This is a genomic window from Crocosphaera chwakensis CCY0110 (assembly GCF_000169335.1).
Classification (GTDB): Bacteria; Cyanobacteriota; Cyanobacteriia; order Cyanobacteriales; family Microcystaceae; genus Crocosphaera; species Crocosphaera chwakensis.
The window spans coordinates 23,893-46,155 of record NZ_AAXW01000040.1; the positions used below are offsets into that span (position 1 = coordinate 23,893).

The following is a 22,263-nucleotide window of genomic DNA, read 5'->3' on the forward strand; positions in this document are numbered from 1 at the left end:
TATGGGAACTCTTAGCTATGTTTTCTCATCCTATAAAACTAGACTATTTACCCGACTAGGCTACGGAGTCATCTTCAATCTGAGAGTCAAAAACGATTAATGTTAAGGTACTTTATCCCCATTCTCGATCCGACAGTAGAAGACTGGTCTAGAGAAGCCCGCTTTTTACGCTGGTTAACTTTTCTTTGGCTGTCTTTAGGGTTAATTGCCCTATTTTCTGCGTCTTATCCCGTTGCTTTAGCAGAAACTGGGAACGGTTGGTATTATGTTATCCGTCAAACCATTTGGATCTGGATCGGGTTACAAGGGTTTAACTTAATTGTGCGATCGCCTCTGCAATACCTGATCAAACTAACCCCTTGGTGCATTTTTCTTCTCTTAGGATTAATTTTATCAACCCTTGTTCCAGGGTTAGGCCACGAAGTTTATGGGGCCACCCGTTGGATTAAATTAGGCCCCGTTTTGATCCAACCCTCAGAACTGATGAAACCTTTTTTAGTGCTGCAAAGTGCTTACATTTTTGGTTTTTGGCATCGTCATCCTTGGCGAGTTAGACTGCAATGGGTGGGAATTTTTGGGGTAATTTTAGCTGCTATCTTATTACAACCGAATTTAAGTACAACTGCCTTATGTGGTATGAGTTTATGGTTAATTGCCTTAGCGTCGGGTATTCCCATGATGTATTTAACCACTACAGCATTAGGAGGTTTATTAACTGCCTTTGTCAGCATCAGCTTACGGGAATATCAGCGTAAACGGATCACAGCATTTCTCGATCCTTGGGCCGATCCGTTGGGGAATGGTTATCAGTTAGTACAAAGTTTAATGGCGGTGGGATCAGGGGGAACCTTTGGGGTGGGTTATGGTCAGTCTGTGCAAAAATTATTTTATCTTCCCATTCAATACACCGATTTTATTTTCTCTGTATATGCTGAAGAATTTGGCTTTGTCGGTAGCATTCTTCTACTGTTATTATTATTTACTTATACAACCTTTGCTTTAAGGGTTGCGATTAACTGTCTTCACAGGGTGAAACGTTTAATTGCTATTGGCGTGATGGTGATGATGGTAGGCCAAGCATTATTAAACATTGGAGTTGCTACTGGGGCCTTACCCACGACGGGTTTACCCTTTCCTTTGTGGAGTTATGGGGGAAGTTCTACTTTAGCTAGTTTAACCTTAGCGGGCTTACTCATTCGAGTGGCTAGGGAAAGTAATGAAGCAGAAATCCTCCCCTTGAAAACAACAGTTAGCAGTTAACAGTGATCAGTTACCAGTTATTACTGAGTCATTAAGGTGCATTTTCTGCTTGTTTTAGGATTAAGCTATTTGTTTGGTCTATATTGGTTTTTATGCCACTATTTTGCTTATTATTCATAATGTAAGTAAGACTAAAACTAAGTAAGCCTACTAAAATTAAATAGAATAAATAATGACATAAAATTGTCAGATAATTACTATGATGATCTAACATTGTCAATTACCTCCTCAAAAAAGTTAAGAAGACACGATTGCTTACTACCATTATAAGTCTTTCGCTTCTCTAACTTTAGGGATAGTTTAAGATTTTTAATCAATTTCTCTGATGATCAAATCAGTTAGACCATTTCAAAGTTAAGTTTTTTCTTAAATTACATGGTCAATCACCTCTTGATTGGATAATTTAATTAAGCGATCGCCTTGACCATCTTTACTCCAAACTTTCACATCCTTGGCTACTATATTAAAGGTTTTCTTTTGGTTGGTTAGCAAGGTAATATCCTTAGAATCTGTAGCCTTAATCATTACCAATAAACTATCCTGTTTATTGGTAAATTGTAAGGCTTGTGTACCAATATCTCCTAGTTTTGTCATTCGTAACCCTGTTATATTTAATCGCTTACCATAGCCCAATTTTGACACTAATAAAACTATCTTATTTTCATCAAGAGTCACACAACTAACAATAGTTTCTCCATAGCGTGATTTTAATGCTTGATTTCCTTGAGCATTACGACCCATAATAGGAATCACTTCATCAACAACAGGGAACCGTAAAACACGGCCACTGGACATTGCGATCGCAACTTCTTCCCCTTCTTTTGTGATAGAAACCGACTCTAAAGAATCTTGCTCTTTAAGTTTAATTAACACTAACCCTCGATTAGTTAATCCTTCTAATTCTGATAATTGAACTCGTTTTATTTTTCCTTGATTTGTCAATAATAATAAATCTTTATTGTCTGTAGTATCGGATAAGAAGAAAAGAGAAACAACTTTTTTACTATCCCGTTGCGCGGTTTTGGATAATAAGCTTAGCAATGGAATGGGTTGAATATCAATCGGGGGAACATCAGCCACATTGACAGGATAAGCTTTTCCGATATCGGTGATAACAATAAATTGCTCCCTTTCTTGGATAGCCTCGCTATAAATTGAAACATGATTATCAGGAACTTTAGTATCAGGTGATCGCCAGCAAATGGTTCCTTGATAAGTCATTTCTAAGATGGCATTTTTTGGGGGAGTTTGGGGAGTAAATAGGCTAAAAGGTCGAGTGGTTTTTTCTGTTTCTTTATCTGATGTTGCAGTCGTTAAGTTTTGACTATTATTTTGTTTTTTAGTGGTTTGTGCTGTTTTTGATGAACTCTTTTGAGGAGTCGGTTGCACGATACGAGTGCGTCTTTGATCCCCGTATTTACGTTTAAGCGATCGCAATTCTTTCTTTAAGACTTTTAAGAATTCAGGACGATTATTTAAAAGATTTTCTAACTCATTAATGCGCCCTGCTAACTCATCGTATTCGGCCTGCAATTTTTGTCGTTCTAATCCTGTTAAACGACGCATCGGCATGGCTAAAATACCATTTGCTTGTGCTTCACTTAAATTCAATTCTTGTTGAAACTGCGCCTTAGCAGTAGTTCCATCGGCAGCATGACGCAAAATATCAATCATGCGGTCTAAATCTTCAAGGGCAATTAATAACCCTTCCAAAAGATGTAACCGATTACGACATTCTTCTAACTCATAATTGTATTGACGGGTTAAGGTGTGTTCTCGGAATTTTAGAAATTCTTCTAATAATTGACGTAGGGATAACTGACGGGGTTGATTATCTACTAAAGCCAACATAATTGCCCCAAAATTCTGTTGTAAGGCTGTTTTTTTGTACAATTCCCTAAGAACTGTTTTCGCTACAGCGTCCCGTTTTAACTCAATCACCACTCGCATTCCGGTGCGATCGCTTTCGTCCCTAATATCAGCAATGCCATCTAATCTACCACCGTTGACTAAATCGGCAATTTTTTCGATCCAAGTGGATTTAGTGACTTGATAGGGCAATTCTGTGACAATAATGGCTGTTCTTTCCTTACGGCGTTTTTTGCCCACATCCATGCGTTCAATTTTCACCACCCCACGCACTGGAATAATGCCTTTTCCATGACGATAAGCGTCTTCTATGCCCTGAGTTTGGATAATTTCGCCTCCAGTGGGAAAATCAGGTCCAGGGATAATTTTCCATAACTTTTCGTCCGATAACTCAGGATTATCAATTAAGGCGATTAACCCATCCACCAATTCCCCTAAGTTATGGGGGGGAATATTAGTTGCCATTCCTACGGCAATTCCCGTACAACCATTGAGGAGTAAATTAGGGAGTTGCGCTGGCAAAACGACGGGTTCTTGTTGAGAATTATCAAAATTACTACTAAAATCAACGATTGCCTCGCTGATCTCTGTCAACATTGCTTGATCAGCAATAGGCGACAGTCTAGTTTCGGTGTAACGCATGGCCGCAGGGGGATCGTTATCCACCGATCCAAAATTACCGTGTCCAGCTAACAAGGGATAACGACTTGAAAAATCCTGAACCATCCGTACTAAGGCATCATACACTGCCTGATCTCCGTGGGGGTGGTATTTACCCAACACATCCCCCACCACACGGGCGCATTTACGAAACGGGCGATCGGGGGTTAACCCTAATTCGTGCATGGCGTAGAGAATACGACGATGAACGGGTTTGAGTCCATCTCTGACATCTGGCAAGGCTCGTCCCACAATCACACTCATGGCATACTCAAGATAGGAACGTTGCATCTCTGCGTGTAACGCTGTGGGAGTAATTTCACCAGTTCCTACGAGTTTTAACTGTTTTGCCATAAGTTTCCTTTCCTATTGAATCAATCACATTATAGGGATGTCCCTTTATTTACCATACATCCCTTGCGTTTTTTGACAACTATTTTTAGGGTACATCCTCAATAGTATATTTGTAGCAGAACTTTTGTGGATAGTGGTATAAATCTTCCTTTTCTTCTATCTCTGCTGTATCTTGCCCATTTTCCCTAATTTAAAAACATTTGCTACTCAACTTAAACCTACGATAAGGGGAGTAATAAGCTAAAAGGATCATATTTATCAATTATTACTGGTAATTTTACTCATGGAAAAGAGCCTTGATTAAAGTTAAGATAAACATCACAATATTATTTGAAGAAATGGCAAAATGTCAGTATAAATACAGAAGTTTTTATTATTGAAAGATAGTAAAATTAAATTACAGTATAGCTAAGATTAGTATCTTTGATGTTTTTCTATAAACTCATTCTATATACTAACTTTCAAGATTACTCAACTAGAAAAAATCATCCATTATTTGAAGTATAGAAATATTTCTTCAAATTTTTTTGATTGCCAATTACCAACCAATTTATAGTTAATTGCAATTTCATCAATAGTTTACTTATTGTTATATGGGATTACAACTTTTATTATGAATATCAAAAATTACCCAAAAGAATCCTCAGTTTTAGTTAAAGAATCAGCTAATTTTTCTCCTGTAGATATATTAGAAAAACTTTGCAATGCTAAAAAAACTGGATGTTTATTAGTATCTTCTAAATCAGTGAAATGGCAAATTTATGTTGCTCAAGGAAGATTAGTTTATGCTAACCATTCCCTCGATTCTTTTGAACGATTAGAAAGACATTTACGACGGTTAAGTTATACAGTATCTTCTTTAACAGCATCGGTACGAAATCAAGCGCGATTGAATTTTGAAAATGAAAAACAAGATAAAGATAATACACCCCTCGAATATCAAGCAATTAATTGGTTATTGAAAGAAAACTATTTAGAAGATCATCAAGCAGCTAACCTAGTAACATCCCTAAATAAAGAAGTCATTGAATTGTTTTTATTATTAACTGATGCTGACTATACATTTATCAAGAATACTGGTGTTTCCCTGGGGATAGTTAAGCTGGATCTTAAAAATGTGATAATTGAATGTCAACAAAGATTAAAATCCTGGCAAAGTTTGGCACCTTTAATTACTTCCCCTGAACAAAGACCTTATTTTTTTACTAATAATCAAAAAACAAGTGGATTATCTTCTGAACAGACTAAAAAATTTAGTAAACTTTTAAGGGGATTTAATTTTAGACAATTAGCAGTTTTGACGGATAAAGATGAGATAACAATTGCTCAATATATTTATAAATTTATCCAAAGTAAAAACATCATCATTCATGATCCTCAAACTCCTTTTGATCAACTTCCTCGGATCGTAGCGAAGACAGAAAATGCTCAGACAATCCCTAATAAGACTGTCAGAAACAATTACGTTGGGAACCTTCAATATAATAGGAATGAAACTAAACAATATAAATTAGTCTGTGTCGATGACAGTCCTACTATTTTAAGTGAAATTAATCGTTTTCTTGACAAGGAAGATTTACTTATACACGCCATTAATGATTCTAAAAAAGCCTTATTAGAAATAATTAGATTTAAACCTGATATTATTTTATTGGATGTGGGAATGCCAGGAATTGATGGTTATCGTCTCTGCCAACTAATCAGAAATCATCACTTCTTTAAAACAACTCCTATTATTATGGTAACTGGGAACCGAGGTTTAGTAGATCGTGCCAAAGCCAGAGTTGCAGGAGCTTCAGATTACTTAACTAAACCCTTTACTCAATCAGACTTATTAAAAATGGTATTTCGTTATTTAAGCTAAATTAAAATAACTACCCTTTTAAAATAACGGTGTCAATTTTTACGATAATTATGGGAACTCTAGGATTAGAAAAGTTTTTCAACTCATAAATTTACACGGTTTTTTTGAGGATATTTACCAATGTCTAAAGTTTTAGTCATAGAAGATACAGCATCTGAGATGGAGTTAATCAGTAATTATCTGCGAGATAGTGGTTACACTGTGATAGCAACTACTGATCCTAAAGATGCCCTAGGAAAAATTAATCAACATAAACCCAATGTGATTATTACGGACTTAGTTATGCCTGGTATGAATGGCTTAGAATTATGTCGTAGTATTCGCAAAAACCCCGACACTCAAAATTTACCTATTGTAGTTTGTACCTCAAAAGATCAAGACTTAGATCGAATGTGGGCTATGAAACAAGGGGCGGATGTTTATGTTACTAAACCCTTTAGTAAAGAACAATTAGTTCGGGCTATTAGATCCGTGGAATAATTTATCATCAATAATGAATAATTAATAATTATTTGATTTTGAAAATTGTTAATTATTCATTTTAGCATTTTATATCATTTATTAATACAGTCTCCAAATATTCCTATGATAGAAACTCAAATCTTGTCTAATCAAAGAGCAGTTGGTGATCCTTATCTTCATCTACAGATTGATAGTCAAACTCAAATTTTATTACCTATGACAATGACAAAAGAAGTATTTATTATTCCTTCTAGTCGATTAACTATTATGCCTAATATGCCTTCATTTTTTTTAGGATTATTAAATCAACGTAGTCGTATTTTTTGGGTGGTGGATCTTGGAAAATTCCTCAATTTATCTTCACTTAAATTAGATAGTCAACAATATTCTATCGCTATTATTCATTCAGGAAAAAAAGCATTAGCATTAGCAGTAGAAAAGGTGATGGGAGTGACCCGTTTTTCTAAAGAAAGAATAGAATCGCCTTTTAATACCGTCCAATCAGATTTAATTCCTTATTTACAAGGTTGTATCCCTCAAGAAAAACAACTTTTTTTTATTTTAGACCCTGAAGCCATTTTGAATTCACCGATTCTCAGTCTATAAACCTTCTATAAACCTTGCTAATTACCCCTAAAGAGGGGAAGAACTTCTCGAAAATTAACCAACACTCAGAGATGACTTCACGATACAACAACGGAGTGATCTTGGAGTGTTTTTTTATGATTCTTAAATTTATTTGTAAGATACACAAGAAGTCGGTAAAACTAATTTTGCTGACGACTAAGTATATTCCTCATTACTGCAGTGGATTTAATTACCAGACAATCAAATTTTGTTAACTTTTTCTTAATATAGTTGTTTTGTTCTCTACGCAAATCCCTGTATTATTACGGAACTCACAGATTTTATCTGTAGTAAGAATTAGTAATTAATTGAAAAACAAGCACAACAACTTAGTAAAAATACTGATTTTTTTTGATTTCCTTAAATTAAAAAAAAAGTCAGTGAATATACGATGGCTCTTTAGAATTTTCATATTTACAATTAAGAAGAATCTAGGAATCAAAACTTTTTTTACAGAAATTTCACATCATGTTATTTCCTTCTTTACAAAACAAGAAAAATCCGACAGTTTGGGTTTTTCCAGGACAAGGTTCTCAAAAGTTAGCAATGGGACAAGAACTATTAAAGTTTCCCTTAACGCAATGGAGATTACAACAAGCAGAGTCTATTCTGGGTTGGTCTATTGGCAAATTATGGCAAAGTGATGACAAGCAATTATCTTGCACTCAGTACACCCAACCTTGTCTTTATGTTTTTATGACACTTTTGGTTGATTTTTTGAAGCGTTCAGGCTATCAACCTGGTTTAGTTTCTGGTTATAGTTTTGGGGAATATGTTGCTTTATATGCTGCAGGAGCTTACGATTTTGAAACAGGTTTAAAACTGGTTAAAAAACGGGCAGAAATTATGTCTCGTTTACCCCAAGGTTCTATGACAACCTTAACAGGCTTTGACCCAGAAAAACTTAAACAAGTGGTGCTTAATACCCCTAATGTTTGGTTGGCTAATGATAACCTAAGCTATGCCATTGTTTCAGGTACGTCTGAAGCGATTGCCTCTGTTTTATCTCAAGTTTCAGTGAATCGTGTGATTCCTTTATCCGTTAGTGCAGCTTTTCATACACCATTAGTAGAAACGGCAGCCCAAGAATTTCAGGAGACTTTATACTCGGTTGATTTTCAACCTTTTTTGATTCCTGTTTTTTGTAGTGTAGACTGTACTTTGAGTTTAAATATTAATCAGGTTAAACGCAACTTGATTGAGCAAATTAGTCAACCAGTTCGATGGGAAATGATTTCTAGAACTCTAGTAGAACAAGGCATTAAACAAGCTTGGCAAATTGGTTCTGGCCAAGGCTTACTAAAATCAATGAAGCAAATTGATTCCAATTTAGAAATTGATAATATTGGTTCTACTGCTGATATCGATAGTATGGTAATTCGGGATCAACTCAAAAAATTGTTTATTGCTAATCCAGAAATTGTAGAAAGATAATTAACTTTTTATCATCCAATTAATTATTGATGTATAGTGTTTCTCGGAATCATTAGGCGCATTTTACACCCGCTTCGTGCCTTCTACCTCAAAGTGAAACTTTTATACCTCACAAGTATGGAAACTGCTATAACTAATAATTAAATTGTTTGAAGTTCATAGATTTGTTTTTCAATCCAATGATTAAGCATAGAAGGTTGAGTATCTTTTGATGTTAATGCGCTTCCAAAAATATGATCGATATCATCAATTAAACTAGAATACTCATATTCACTAATCTCTCCTGTTGCTAAACGGAGCCTCACAGAAGCATATCTCAAAGCAGCGTTTTCATCAATTCCCTCAATTACGGCTTGAAGGCGAAGCTTGACAATAAATTTCTCAATTGCTGTATTTGAAAGCATATTTAGAGTAATAATGAAGGACTATTAACCCTTATTATGCCCAGTTTTTGAGATTAAATCTGTGATATTCACAAAAATAAATATTGATCCCGATCACTATTGATAGGGAAAATGATTGTTTCAATTATGGGCAATAGCCAACATCATAGAGTTGGGCTTTCCTTTTAATGATAAAATGCGATTGATCATCTGTAGGAAAAATCGGACAAAGGCAACGGCTATGACAAGCGATCGCCTCATTTTTCGTCAAGACGTAATTGGTTCTCGTCGCTTCAGTAATTACTGGTGGGCGACTGTTTCAACCATTGGCGGTATTGGTTTTCTTTTAGCAGGACTTTCGAGTTATTTACACACTAATATACTCATGGTCAGCGATACCTCTTCCCTTCAATTTATCCCTCAAGGAGTCGCTTTACTATTCTATGGGATAGCCGGGTCTCTTTTGGCATCCTATCAATGGTTGATGATTATCTTGAATGTTGGTGGAGGTTATAACGAATTCAATAAGCAAACCAATCAAGTTAAGATTTTTCGTTGGGGATTTCCTGGGAAAAATCGCCGAGTTGAATTCACCTGTCCCTTAGAAGATGTCCAAGCAGTTAAGGCTGAGATTCAAGAAGGATTAAACACCAAACGTAAACTCTACTTAAAGGTTAAACAAAAACGCGATGTTCCCCTAACCCGTATTGGCCAACCCATGTCCCTTTCAGAATTAGAAAATGAAGGGGCAGAATTAGCCAGTTTCATGGGGGTTCCCTTAGAAGGGTTGTAAGGAGACTAAGAGATATCACCTATATATTTTCTCCCAGTCACACCCCACTCAGTAACATTGAGAAGTACACAGAAGACTCAAACCAAGATTAACCTTAAAGATATCTATGAGAAATCTAAAAAAACGTTGGTTAACAACTTTAGCCTGTCTTATCTTAGTCTCTGGGTTCATGATAAGTGGGTGTTCTAATACCGATAGTAATTCTGAGACTGTCGTTAGTCCAAATGAAAATCAACAAGTGAGTCAATTAAATATGGATAATTATCCTAGATTAGAAGGTAATGCTGTGGTTGAAATGACCATTAATGGTTCTCCTGTCACCATCGAAGTCAAAGGAGAAGATGCCCCCATTACCGCCGGAAATTTTGTGGATTTAGTTCAGAGGGGTTTTTATGATGGGTTAACCTTCCATCGTGTGGTTAAAGATCCTCAACCCTTTGTAGCCCAAGGGGGTGATCCTCAAGGAACCGGAATGGGTGGCTTTGTTGATCCAGAAACTAAACAAGAAAGACGCATTCCCCTAGAAATTAAGCTAGAAGAAGACGAAAAACCCACCTATAGTAAAGCACTCGGACAACAAGGAAACCGTACTGCTATGTCTCAACCCGTGATTCTTAAACATGAACGGGGAGCCGTGGCTATGGCGCGTTCAGGAATGCCTGATTCCGCTTCGTCTCAATTCTATTTTGCCCTATCAGATTTAGAATTTCTCAATGGAGACTATGCTGTGTTTGGGGAAGTTACCGAGGGAATGGACGTGGTTGATAGCATTCAACAAGGCGATCGCATCGACTCAGCTAAAGTGGTTTCTGGTTTGGAAAATTTGAAAAAATAGGCACTATTTTTCCTTAACCGAATAATAAAGCTCTCGATGCTAACTTAAGCTAAAATCGAGAGCAGTTACTACTATCATAAACTTCATACCTGACACCCTCTTTAAACAAACCTAAATCTTAGGAGTCTATGAGTTAGGAGACCACTAAAATTATGGCACAGACAAAAGCTAAAGAAACCAACATTAATATTAAAGATCCTCAGTATTATATTAATCGAGAATTGAGTTGGTTAGAATTTAATTATCGTGTTTTAAATGAAGCCCTAGACTCTCGGACTCCTTTATTAGAAAGACTGAAATTTGCTGCTATTTTTAGCTCCAATTTAGATGAATTTTTTATGGTCAGGGTAGCCGGATTAAAACAACAAGTAGAAGCAGGCGTAACCAAGTTAACCGCCGATGGACGAACGCCTTTAGAACAATTAATCGCTATTAGCGATCGGCTACGCCCTTTGGTCAAAGAACAAGATCATCTCTTTGAATACACTTTAAGAAATTTATTAATTAATCAGGGAATTTATTTAATTAATTATGTAGACCTTGATCAAGAACAACGGACTTATTTACATCAGTATTTTGATGATAATATTTTTCCTGTTTTAACGCCTTTAGCAGTTGATCCTTCTCATCCTTTTCCTTATATTTCTAATCTTAGTTTAAACTTAGGGGTCGTAGTACGTGATCCTGACACAAACGAAGAACATTTTGCACGGGTAAAAGTTCCTGGTGTATTACCCCGTTTTGTTGCACTGCCTTCAGAATTAAGACATCAAGAAGATGATCAAACTGCTATTTGGACTGGAGTTCCTTTAGAACAAGTCATTGCCCATAATCTTGAAGCTTTATTTCCTGGTATGATTGTTCAAGAATGTCATCCGTTTAGAGTGACAAGAAATGCTGATTTATCGGTAGAAGAAGATGAAGCCGATGACTTATTATTAGCCATCGAACAAGAATTAAGAAAGCGACATATTGGTAAATCGGCAGTACGGTTAGAAATTCATACCAGTACCCCCGAACCGATTAGAAATCAACTTATAGAAGATTTAAACGTAGAAGAAATTGATGTTTATGATATCGAGGGATTATTAGGATTAAAAGACCTATTTTATTTTATGTCCCTTCCTTGTCCAGACTTAAAAGATGAACCTTGGAGTGCAGTGATTCCTCCTGCATTACAATCAGTAAAAAAGATAGTAGATGACAATGATGAAGGAAAAGTTCAACGGCAAGGAGAGGATATTTTTTCGATTATTCGTCAAGGGGATATTTTAGTTCATCATCCTTATCATACTTTTAGTTCTTCTGTTCAACAATTTATTACTCAAGCAGCTTATGATCCCGATGTTTTAACCATTAAAATGACCTTATATAGAACATCAGGAGATTCTCCCATTGTTAGTGCTTTAATTGCTGCTGCAGCCAACGGAAAACAAGTGGCCGCTTTGGTAGAATTAAAAGCCAGATTTGATGAAGAAAACAATATTATTTGGGCCCGTCGTTTAGAACAATCAGGGGTTCATGTGGTCTATGGTTTGGTAGGATTAAAAACCCATACAAAGATTATTTTAATTGTCCGCCGAGAAGGTAAACAAATTCGGCGTTATGTACATATTGGAACAGGAAATTATAATCCAAAAACAGCAAAATTATACACTGATTTAGGACTATTTAGTTGTCGAGAAGAATTAGGGGAAGATTTAACAGATTTATTCAATTTTTTAACAGGTTATTCCCGTCAAAAATCTTACCGCAAACTATTAGTTGCTCCTGTAAATATGCGCGATCGTATGGTATCGATGATTAATCGAGAAGCAGAACATTGTCGCAATGGAGGTAGTGGTCGTATTGTTGCTAAAATGAATTCTTTAGTCGATCCTCAAATTATTGAAACCCTTTATCAAGCTTCCCAAGCAGGGGTAAAAATTGATTTAATTATACGGGGAATTTGTTGTTTAAGACCTGGTATTGAGGGAGTTAGTGACAACATTAATGTGATTAGTATTGTTGGACGTTTTTTGGAACATTCACGAATTTTTTACTTTCATAATGGAGGAGAAGAACAAGTTTATATTGGTAGTGCAGACTGGATGACGCGCAATCTTTCCCGTCGTGTTGAAGCGGTTACACCAGTAGAAGATGTTAACATTGCTCAGGAATTACAAGAAATTTTAGGGGTGATGTTATCTGATAATCGTCAAGCTTGGGAATTACAAACGGATGGTAGTTATATTCAACGTCAACCTCAAAATAAAAATCATGAGCAAAGTTCTCAAAAAACGTTTAGGGAGATGGCGTTACAATCTGCAAAAGACGCTATTTAGTTAGTATTTTCATGGTTCTTATTGATAGTAAGGGCATAATAAATAATGCCTTTTACTATTTGCCAAAAGGGTAAAGTAATAAGATTTAGTAAGCAAAATAAGAAGATTGAACCCAAAAATCCCAAAGCAATTATCCCATAAAAAGTAAAGTCAGTGTTTTCATTAATATTGAAAAATGGGATGACTGATAAGATGGGAATAGCTGAGATTAAATAAACGGGAAGAGTAACTAAAAAAGACAAAAATATAACTAATAAAATAGGCCAAATGTAAGGATTAGTTAGTTTCCAACTTTTTTTAATAGAATTGATAATTTCTTGGTCGTCTTCAATAACAAAAATAGTTTCAGCAATAAAAAAATGATTGTAACACCAGAGATAAACAATTGAATATAATATAGTTCCAATTAATCGCAATAGATCAGTAATAATAGGTTGGTTAATGAAATAACTTGGTAAGTCAATAGCTATCCATTGAATCATGGATAATATTATACTAATTCCTGAGATAATTAGACTAATAACGACTTGTAATCCATAAAAAGACCAAAATTTTCTAATATTTTCTTGAGCCTGTTTAGTTGTTTCTGGTTGATAAATGATTTCTCTAAAAGCTAAACGGGATATTAGTGCTGAATTTTTAGACCCATGACACCAACAATAAACACTAAATAATGCCCAAAGAATTAGAGTTACAATGATAATCAATATGTAAGCTATTAAGGCAGCGTTGATGATATTAATATCAAATAAAAATACTAAAGAAGTAAAAAGAATAATTAAGCCTAAAAAAGAAATGAAAGGGAGAATAGACCAAAGCGTAACTTGTAGTGATACCCAAAAATATGCTTTAAAACGATCCCTATATAATCTCAATGCACCAGTGATGATCCTCTTGGCATTAAAAGGTTGCATCGGATTAGGAAATTGGGAACTATCATTCATCTTGTTTGATTATCTCAGTCCATTCAAAGAAAAGTTTTGAGAGTATGTTAACCGATGAGTTCAAAAAATTCTAGACTACCATCAAAGAAAAATGAGAAATCTGACGAGATTTTGTTAAATACATTATCATTAATTTAAGGAATCCTCAGACCATAACATAGTAACGACATTTTTACTGTCGTTATTTTGTTGCTTGCACTTATACATCCCTAAATTTTGAATGTTAGACCAGATTCTTGACTCTTCTCTCGCTCTCAGTCTCAAAACCCCGATTTTACTGATTATTTTAATTGCCTTAGAAGCGGTGTTATCGGCCGATAATGCGATCGCTTTGGCTGCCATTGCCAGAGGATTAAAAGATCCAAAATTGCAACGATCCGCCCTAAATGTAGGGTTAGTGGTGGCTTATGTTCTAAGAATGTCCTTAATTTTAACAGCAACCTGGGTGGTTCAATATTGGCAATTTGAACTATTAGGAGCAACTTATCTCTTGTGGTTAGTATTTAATTATTTTACCTCCGAAGAGAATGAACAAGATGAGCATCATGGCCCAACGTTTACCTCTCTTTGGCAAGCGATCCCTCTGATTGCGGTTACAGATTTGGCCTTTTCCTTAGATAGTGTAACCACAGCGATCGCCTTAGCAGATGAAATTTGGTTAATTTTAGCAGGGGGAACCATTGGCGTAATTACCCTAAGATTTTTAGCAGAATTATTTATTCGTTGGTTACAAGAATATACTCATCTCGAAGATGCAGGTTTTATTACCGTTGGTTTTGTAGGATTACGCTTATTAGTTCGAGTAATTAACCCTGAATGGGTTCCCCCAGAATGGTTAATGATTGGGGTAATTGCTTCGATTTTTGTTTGGGGTTTTTCTAAGCGTAACCCAAACAGTGAAGATGACGTTGAAATTCTTGGCGAATCTGTGGACAATAAAATTAGCTCTGAACCCAAAAAAATTTCCTCCGAAGTGTAGATAGTTACCGTTATCTTGAGTATGACTGTAGAAACCATTAGTTTACCCCAAACTGATCCGACTACCCCCTTAAACTGTGATTTAGCCATCGTTGGTGGTGGTATCGTTGGGGCAACCTTGGCGTTAACCCTGAAAGATTCAGGATTGAAAATTAAGCTTATTGAGGTGCAATCCCTAGAAAAAGTGGCTTCTAGAGGGCGGTCTTATGCCCTTTCTCTGCTGTCTGGAAAGATTTTTGATTCGATTGGGGTCTGGTCAGAAATATTGCCTCAGATTGGCAAATTTCGTCATATCCGCCTCTCAGATGCAGATTACCCAGGAGTGGTAACTTTTGAAACCGCCGATCTCGGAACAGATTATTTAGGATACGTCGGAGATCACGGGGTCATTTTACGCACCCTACAAAAAGCGATCGCAGATTGCCCTAACATTGAATGGTTATGTCCAGCGAAGGTAGTGGATGTAAAATATGGTGAGAAAGAAGCGATCGTAACGGTAGAAAAAGACGGTATGACCCAATCTTTACACACCAAGTTAGTCATTGGGGCTGATGGTCCACGATCATTCATTCGTTCTCTGGCCCAGATCAAAACCCAAGGCTGGAAATATTGGCAGTCTTGCATTACCTTTACCATTAAACATACGGCACCCCGTAACGACATAGCGTTTGAACGGTTTTGCTACAGTGGACCCATGGGAATTTTACCCTTACCAGGAAATCGTTGTCAGATCGTTTGGACAGCCCCCCACGCCCAAGCCCAAGAATTGTTAGAGTTAGATAAGAAAGAATTTTTAGAAAAATTACAAGAACGAACCCAAGGATCGTTAGGGGAGATTACCTTAGACAGCGATCGCTATTTATTCCCTGTACAATTGATGCAGAGTGACCATTATACCCAGTCTCGTCTCGCTTTAGTGGGAGATGCAGCCCATTGTTGTCATCCGGTGGGAGGACAAGGATTAAACTTAGGCATTAGAGACGTTGCAGCCTTAGCCCAAGTGATTCAAAAAGCTTATGAAGATGGTGAAGATATTGGAGATATTAAGGTTTTAAAACGGTATGAACGTTGGCGAAGATGGGAGAATTGGGTGATTTTAGGGTTTACGGACTTTTTAGATCGCTTCTTTTCTAACCAGATATTACCGATAATGATGATTCGTCGGTTAGGGTTACGGTTGATGATGGGATTACCACCATTTAAAAAGTTAGCCTTGCAGTTGATGACAGGGTTATTAGGAAAACGCCCCTTATCAGTGAATTTTTAAGAATTTAACGTTAGAATCTATGACAGCAGCTATTATCAAACCTGAGTTCGACGGAGATTTAGGAAACGTAAACAGGACACATGAACTAGACTAGAGGGATTATTCTTTAAAGTTGACACTTGCCTTTTGCTTATTCTTATTCTTACTCTTGCACTTTTTCAGCCAAGCTTAATTATCTATTGACTTTTGCCTCTTGCCTTTTGCCTCTTGCCTTGAGGATTTTCGTTTCCGTCGAATCACCCAACCAACAGAAACCACAACTATCACAACAGCCACAACAATACTAAAAGGCCCGAGAAACTCTTTAACTCGGTCATAGTTAGCTCCTAAAATATACCCGGCGAAAGTCAATAAACTCACCCAAATAGCCGTTCCTAGAGTTGAATAGAAAAGAAAAGGCAATAACGCCATATTACTCAACCCGGCAGGCACGGAAATATAGGTGCGTACTCTCGGAACCAAACGACTGACACAAGCAGCGATTTCCCCTCGACGCTCAAACCAATCTTTGGCTCTGTCAATATCTTCACTCGAAACCGTTAACCATTGTCCGTAACGATCCGCTAAACCTTTAATATGCTTCAAACTGAGAGATTTTCCCAAATAATACCAAGGTAATGCCCCCAACACCGAACCGATCACCCCGGCGATAACCACGGAAACAAAATGTAATTTACCTTGAGTCACCACAAACCCCGCTAACGGCATAATCAACTCTGAGGGAATGGGAGGAAAAACATTTTCTAACAACATTAATAAAGCAATTCCAACATATCCTAATCCATCGACGATATTAACAATCCAATCAAGCATAATACTCTAAAAATAAACTATTTACGAATCAATTTGACAATTTGGCCAACAATCACAGGAATAAAACTCGCTGCGATCGCCATTGCCCAACCCTTCACACCAGGGTCAACGGTTTGTAAGGCTCCAGAAAGTCCGGGTAAATAAACAGCAGATAACAACAATCCTGTACAAATCAACAACGCCGCCCAAATATAAGGATTTTGGCTAATTTCATTATGAATTAAACCCCCATCGGTATCACGCATATTAAAGACGTGCCATAAGCGGCCAAATGCTAAAGCCAAGAAAGAAATAGTCACCGCTTGTCGTTCCCCAAACCCCAACCGATAAAAAGCGTAGAAAAATATTCCCAACACTGGAGCCGAAATTAGTAAACCGTAAAGAACAATAGCTAACCAATGTCCTTTAGTCAAAATAGGCTCTTTTGAATCACGGGGAGGATGTTCCATTAAATGAGGGTTTCCCTCACCTACCCCTAACGCTAGAGCCGGAAAGACATCATTCACCGCATTTAAAAAGAGAATTTGTAACGGTAATAACGGTAAGGGTGCATCGGTTAAAGAAGCAAAGGCCACCGCCATAATTTCCCCTACATTACCAGAGAGTAAATAAATGGTAAATTTACGAATATTATTGAAGATCGCCCTTCCCTGTTCCACGGCTGCCACAATGGTAGAAAAAGCGTCATCTTGCAAGATCATATCTGCTGCTTCTTTAGCCACCTGAGTCCCTCGCTGGCCCATCGCGATACCGATATCGGCTTTTTTCAAGGCCGGGGCATCATTTACCCCGTCCCCAGTCATCCCTACAACAGCCCCAGCTTGTTGATGGAGGGTAATTAAATTAAGTTTTTGTTCCGGACTGACCCTTGCAAAAATTGGCACTTGTCGCAGGGCTTCTTGTTGGTCTGAGGGTATATCATCAGGATTTTTGAGGGCTTTTCCGAGTTGGGCATCCCGTTCTTTTTCGGTGGTTAAGCCCACGGCCAAGCCAATATTACGAGCCGTAACCGGTTGATCGCCGGTGACCATTATGGGACGAATACCAGCCTCATGACAAGCTTTGAGGGCTTTTTTCACCGCTTCTCTGGGAGGATCGAGTAATCCTACCACTCCTAACAGGGTTAAATTTTGGTAAGGTTCACTATCTGAGTTATCAACGGTTTTTTGAGCGATCGCTAAAATTCTTAGTCCATCTTGAGCCAAAGAATGACATTTATCTTGCCAAGTTTGATAGGTTTCCGTGTCCATCTCTTGGGTTTGATCTATAGTTGCGTAATGAGAACAAACGGGTAACACGGATTCCGGGGCCCCTTTAACCGCTACCCAATATCTACCTTCTACCTCGTGAAAGGTGGCCATCATTTTAGTTTGAGTATCAAACGCCTCTTCTCGTACTTCTGGCTTTTGTTCTCGCTGTTTATTACGGTTTAAGTCAGCTTTAGCAGCCAAAGCAACCAGAGCGATCTCGGTGGGATCTCCCACATCTTGATTTTCTTTCCCCCCTTCTTCTACGGCTAAAGTGGCATTATTACACAACACACAAACATTTAAGAGATTCCTAAGAATAGAATTATCTAAGGGGTCAATGGTTTGGTCATCACGGCGAAATTGACCTTTGGTTTGTTCTTCCCCTGTTATTTCAATAGAATCCGACCATAACATAATTTCTCTGGCCGTCATACGGTTTTCCGTTAAGGTTCCCGTTTTATCTGTGCAAATAATACTGGTTGCCCCTAAAGTTTCTACTGCTGAGAGACGGTTAATAATAGCGTTGCGTTTGGCCATGCGCCACATTCCTCGGGCCAGGGCTACGGTAGCCACAATGGGTAAACCTTCAGGGACAGCAGCCACCGATAAAGCGATCGCGGTTTCTACCATTGTATAGAGATCACGACCACTAACAATCCCCACACCGGCAATAACAACGGCAATTAACAGAGTAATCCAGATTAACCGCTTCCCAAGACTATCTAATCTTTTTTCTAAGGGGGTAATTTCTTCTTCTGCTTGAGCAGTTAAAGAGGAAATATGACCGAGTTCGGTGTCCATGCCGGTACTGACTACTACCCCTTCACCACTTCCGCGAGTAATTGCAGTTCCTTTAAAGACCATATTACGGCGATCAGCGATTTCTAGCTCTTTTTCGAGGGGTTCTATGGTTTTACTAACGGGAACGGATTCCCCTGTCAAGGCCGATTCATCTGCTTGTAATTTTGAGGCTTCTAACAAGCGCAAATCGGCTGCGACTAAGTCCCCACCGTCTAAGATAACAATATCCCCTGGAACTAATTGCTCGGCATCTATTTCTTGTACTTGATTATTTCGTCGCACCTTCGCCTTAGTTTTACTCAGTTTTTGCAGAGACTCCATAGAGCGAACGGCTTTCGTTTCTGTTACAAAGCCAATGATCGCATTGAGCAGAATAGCAATAATAATCGCGATCCCTTCAATCCATTCTTGAAAGGCAAAGGAAAGAACCGCAGCTACGGCTAATAAAGCAATAATGGGGCTTTTGAATTGAGCAATGAGAATTTGCCAAGCACTACGACGTTGAAATTCTTGGAGACGATTTTCGCCGTATTTTTTACGTCGTTTTTTGACTGTTGATGAATCTAATCCTTGTTTAATATCAACAGATAAACGTTGAAGAACATCATTGGTTTGTAGAGAACTGGCTTCTTCTAGGTCTACTTTCGGTGCGACTTGACTCATATCTTCAATTCATTGTTTAATGCTTGCTTAAATTTTGTCGCAGATTTATCTTTATTTAATCCTTCTTTAGTATTAAGTTTAGACAGAGCCAATTAAAAGAGTAATTTTGAAAAAAAGCCAGGAAGTAGACTGTTAAGATACTGGGAAGGTTAACGTAAAAGTCGATCCTTCTCCTGGCGTGGAAACTAGGTTAATTTCCCCCTGAAGCAGTTTGACTAACTTATCAACAATAGTTAATCCTAAACCAGTACGATCAGATAAGTTTCTATTTTTTAACTTAACTAGATAATAAGGTTTAAAAATTTGAGCTTGATCTTCTGGTGAAATACCAATTCCTGTATCAGTGACAATGAGTGACCATTGATTGTCGTTTTCTGTCTGGCATTTTATTTCAATCGTTCCTGAGTCAGTGTACTTAATGGCATTGCTTACTAAATTGGTAATGATTTGCCTCAATCTTAGCGAATCGGTTATTATCTGTTCGGGAGTTTGGTCAAAGTCAAATCTGATGTCTAAGTCTTTCTGTGTAGCACTGGGTTCTAAAATTTCAACCACAGCTTGAACCAGAAAACGCAAGTTAGTCGGTTCTAAATTGAGGGATATTTTTCCAGCTTCGTAGCGAGATATTTCAAGAACATTATTGATTAAACGAAGTAATTGTCTCCCGTTGTTAATTACCTTTTGGGTAAGCTCTAAATTTAAAGAAGTATCCGGGTCTTGATTTGCTTGTTGTTGCTGTTGTTGTAGCAATCTAGAAAAACCGATAATCGAATTAAGAGGTGTTTTTAATTCGTGTGCTAACTCAGAAATATCTTCCTTTTGCGTTGCTATTAGGCGCTCTAATTCTTCATTAGTAAGCAATAGCTGAGTTCGTACCTGTTCAAGTTCTTCTAATCGCTGTTCAATATAACTGTCTAAAGACCAACAAATAACCTGATCGATAACTGAATCAATCACTTCAATCATCGATAATATTTCTTCTGGGGAACCAGAGAGCAAATCGGATTTTAAAACACTAATAATAACTGTTCTTAATAAACTATATTCTCGTACTATCTCAGCCACATCATAACCTTGCTCTGCTCTGATGATGCCATGATCCAACCCCTTTCTTTCTAGCTTTTTGGGTTTATCTTTTAGAGATTCAGAGAGTAAACTAGCCAGAGCTTCTACAACGTAAGGAATACTATTACGAACTGATTTATAAGCAAGACCTTTGGCACTTTCTATCTCGATATCTGTACGAATAGCTCCGATCCAATCATCGGTAATTATTTCTATTTTAGTCAGCAAGGCATAGCCGATGTCATTCATTTCTCAAAAAATGATTAAAAATATGTGCGTTCGTTATGATATTAGAGTAATTTTACTACGCTCTGGACAATTCAATTAATTAAGGTTATCTAAGAAATAGTTGTTGTGACATCGAGAAAAAGTGTCACAGGGGAGTGAGCCAATTATTTAACCCGATTTAATCTATGGGTACAATATTGATTTTATAAGGAGATAACCAAGATGAATCAAGTGGGATCTCATCCCTTACTCGATCGCTATCAGATCGAAAAAGAGATAGGAAGCGGTGGCTTTGGTGTCACTTTTTTAGCTAAGGATACCCGAATGCCTTCCCAGAGAACTGTCGTTATCAAAAAGCTAAAACCCAGTAATACAGATAAAGTTGACCATAAAATTATTGAAGACTTTTTTTTAAAAGAAGCATCTATTCTAGAAGAAATAGGTCGCAATCACCCCAATATTCCTGAACTTTATGACTATTTTGAAGATGGGGGCAATTTTTATCTAGTTCAAGAATACATTGAAGGCCAAACCCTAGCCGATATTAGTCCCATTTCTCAAGAACAAGCTTTTTCTATTCTTACGTCTCTATTGAGAACTTTACAATACATACAAGATAAAGGACTCATTCATCGCGACTATTAAACCAGAAAATATTATCATCCGTAGCAGTGATGGGTTACCTGTATTAATTGATTTTGGTGCGGTTAAAGATTCTATGGGAAAAGTGCGCCGATCTTCAGGATCAGTCATTAGTTCTGTGATTATTGGAACTAGAGGGTTTATGTCTCCCGAACAAAGTGTGGGTCGTCCTATTTTTAGTAGCGATTTATACGCTTTAGGCTTTACTCTAATTTACGCTTTAACGAATAAATTACCCGTAGAATTTCAACCTGATCCAAAAACGGGGGACTTAGACTGGAAAAAATCTATTCCTAACTTAGATCCAACTTTAGAAAAAGTTCTTGATAAAGCAATAAAAGACGATCGCAGTCATCGTTATACAACGGCGGATGAAATGTATCAAGATTTGCATTCATCCCAACCGAAAAAGTCAATCAAAACAACTGAAATTGCTGGTAATGGTCTAGATTATCATCAAAATATTCAACCCCCCACACCTCCATTACCAACGACTGTTATTGATCCCACTCCTCCGATTAATACCAGTAATTCGGTATCTAATGAGAGTCAAAAACAAGGAAATTTTAAAAAAGTATCTTTATTTTTTTTAGGAGGTATTATTGTTCTTGGTGTTGCTATTGGTAGCTATTTTGTAACCAATATGCTCACAGAACTAAAAGCAGCAATTGATAGTAATAATCAAACAATTGCTGAACTTGAAGATACAGTGCAAGAAAAAGATAATCAGATTGAACAATTAGAAGC

At 37.2% G+C, this 22,263-nt stretch carries 18 protein-coding genes and 1 pseudogene; 12 read left to right on the top strand and 7 right to left on the bottom strand.

From position 1 onward, the window contains the following. The first annotated feature begins 99 nt into the window (after positions 1-99). The gene (locus CY0110_RS19620; RefSeq protein ID WP_008277279.1) at positions 100-1,260 is read left to right on the top strand and encodes an FtsW/RodA/SpoVE family cell cycle protein; all 1,161 of its coding nucleotides are present in this window, start codon (positions 100-102) and stop codon (positions 1,258-1,260) included. 31 nt (positions 1,261-1,291) lie between these two features. On the opposite strand, the gene CY0110_RS19625 is transcribed toward CY0110_RS19620, so the two are convergent. Beyond that, positions 1,292-1,474, bottom strand: coding sequence for a hypothetical protein (locus CY0110_RS19625; RefSeq protein WP_008277280.1), 183 nt, complete (start codon positions 1,472-1,474; stop codon positions 1,292-1,294). Positions 1,475-1,626: 152 nt separating this feature from the next. Next, positions 1,627-4,143 carry a DNA gyrase/topoisomerase IV subunit A gene (locus CY0110_RS19630; RefSeq protein ID WP_008277281.1) on the bottom strand — a complete coding sequence of 839 codons (2,517 nt, stop codon included), beginning with the start codon at positions 4,141-4,143 and terminating at the stop codon, positions 1,627-1,629. Between the two features lie 613 nt (positions 4,144-4,756). On the opposite strand from CY0110_RS19630, the gene CY0110_RS19635 reads away from it, so the two are divergent. The 4 genes from CY0110_RS19635 to CY0110_RS19650 all read left to right on the top strand — a co-directional run bounded on the left by CY0110_RS19635 (position 4,757) and on the right by CY0110_RS19650 (position 8,530). Next, on the top strand, positions 4,757-6,007 hold the full coding sequence (locus tag CY0110_RS19635) for a response regulator (protein WP_008277283.1): 1,251 nt from the start codon (positions 4,757-4,759) through the stop codon (positions 6,005-6,007). A gap of 120 nt (positions 6,008-6,127) precedes the next feature. Further along, positions 6,128-6,487 (top strand): response regulator, encoded by a 360-nt coding sequence (locus tag CY0110_RS19640; protein WP_008277284.1) that lies wholly within the window; start codon positions 6,128-6,130, stop codon positions 6,485-6,487. 105 nt (positions 6,488-6,592) lie between these two features. After that, a complete protein-coding gene (locus CY0110_RS19645; protein WP_035800090.1) occupies positions 6,593-7,075 on the top strand; it encodes a chemotaxis protein CheW in 483 nt (160 codons plus the stop codon). A 489-nt stretch (positions 7,076-7,564) separates the two neighbouring features. Next, a complete protein-coding gene (locus CY0110_RS19650; RefSeq protein ID WP_008277286.1) occupies positions 7,565-8,530 on the top strand; it encodes an ACP S-malonyltransferase in 966 nt (321 codons plus the stop codon). A 140-nt stretch (positions 8,531-8,670) separates the two neighbouring features. Here the strand turns inward: CY0110_RS19650 and CY0110_RS19655 are convergent, their stop codons facing one another. Beyond that, positions 8,671-8,934 (bottom strand): hypothetical protein, encoded by a 264-nt coding sequence (locus tag CY0110_RS19655; RefSeq protein WP_008277287.1) that lies wholly within the window; start codon positions 8,932-8,934, stop codon positions 8,671-8,673. Positions 8,935-9,154: 220 nt separating this feature from the next. Between CY0110_RS19655 and CY0110_RS19660 the strand changes: the two genes are divergently transcribed. From CY0110_RS19660 to ppk1, 3 genes are all read left to right on the top strand, one after another. Continuing rightward, positions 9,155-9,706, top strand: coding sequence for a photosystem I assembly protein Ycf4 (locus CY0110_RS19660; RefSeq protein WP_008277288.1), 552 nt, complete (start codon positions 9,155-9,157; stop codon positions 9,704-9,706). A gap of 106 nt (positions 9,707-9,812) precedes the next feature. Continuing rightward, on the top strand, positions 9,813-10,541 hold the full coding sequence (locus tag CY0110_RS19665; RefSeq protein ID WP_008277289.1) for a peptidylprolyl isomerase: 729 nt from the start codon (positions 9,813-9,815) through the stop codon (positions 10,539-10,541). A 152-nt stretch (positions 10,542-10,693) separates the two neighbouring features. Then, entirely contained in the window at positions 10,694-12,865 is a 2,172-nt protein-coding gene (gene ppk1 / locus CY0110_RS19670; RefSeq protein WP_008277290.1) for a polyphosphate kinase 1, read from the top strand. On the opposite strand, the gene CY0110_RS19675 is transcribed toward ppk1, so the two are convergent. Continuing rightward, on the bottom strand, positions 12,862-13,809 hold the full coding sequence (locus CY0110_RS19675) for a hypothetical protein (RefSeq protein ID WP_008277291.1): 948 nt from the start codon (positions 13,807-13,809) through the stop codon (positions 12,862-12,864). The genes ppk1 and CY0110_RS19675 overlap by 4 nt on opposite strands. Before the next feature lie 220 nt (positions 13,810-14,029). On the opposite strand from CY0110_RS19675, the gene CY0110_RS19680 reads away from it, so the two are divergent. Together CY0110_RS19680 and CY0110_RS19685 are read left to right on the top strand one after the other, a co-directional pair. Further along, positions 14,030-14,788: a TerC family protein gene (locus CY0110_RS19680; protein ID WP_008277292.1), complete on the top strand. Its 759-nt coding sequence runs from the start codon at positions 14,030-14,032 to the stop codon at positions 14,786-14,788. A gap of 21 nt (positions 14,789-14,809) precedes the next feature. Next, positions 14,810-16,054: an FAD-dependent hydroxylase gene (locus CY0110_RS19685; protein WP_008277293.1), complete on the top strand. Its 1,245-nt coding sequence runs from the start codon at positions 14,810-14,812 to the stop codon at positions 16,052-16,054. 168 nt (positions 16,055-16,222) lie between these two features. On the opposite strand, the gene CY0110_RS19690 is transcribed toward CY0110_RS19685, so the two are convergent. The 3 genes from CY0110_RS19690 to CY0110_RS19700 all read right to left on the bottom strand — a co-directional run bounded on the left by CY0110_RS19690 (position 16,223) and on the right by CY0110_RS19700 (position 20,895). Beyond that, positions 16,223-16,867: a DedA family protein gene (locus CY0110_RS19690; RefSeq protein ID WP_008277294.1), complete on the bottom strand. Its 645-nt coding sequence runs from the start codon at positions 16,865-16,867 to the stop codon at positions 16,223-16,225. A gap of 17 nt (positions 16,868-16,884) precedes the next feature. Beyond that, complete coding sequence (locus CY0110_RS19695) at positions 16,885-19,581, bottom strand: cation-translocating P-type ATPase (RefSeq protein WP_008277295.1); 2,697 nt, start codon at positions 19,579-19,581, stop codon at positions 16,885-16,887. Positions 19,582-19,713: 132 nt separating this feature from the next. Further along, positions 19,714-20,895 carry a sensor histidine kinase gene (locus tag CY0110_RS19700; RefSeq protein WP_008277296.1) on the bottom strand — a complete coding sequence of 394 codons (1,182 nt, stop codon included), beginning with the start codon at positions 20,893-20,895 and terminating at the stop codon, positions 19,714-19,716. A 201-nt stretch (positions 20,896-21,096) separates the two neighbouring features. On the opposite strand from CY0110_RS19700, the gene CY0110_RS31445 reads away from it, so the two are divergent. Both CY0110_RS31445 and CY0110_RS31450 read left to right on the top strand, forming a co-directional pair. Further along, positions 21,097-21,519 carry a serine/threonine protein kinase gene (locus CY0110_RS31445; RefSeq protein ID WP_008277297.1) on the top strand — a complete coding sequence of 141 codons (423 nt, stop codon included), beginning with the start codon at positions 21,097-21,099 and terminating at the stop codon, positions 21,517-21,519. Positions 21,520-21,565: 46 nt separating this feature from the next. After that, positions 21,566-22,263 (top strand): annotated as a pseudogene (locus CY0110_RS31450) (serine/threonine-protein kinase); the annotation flags it as partial.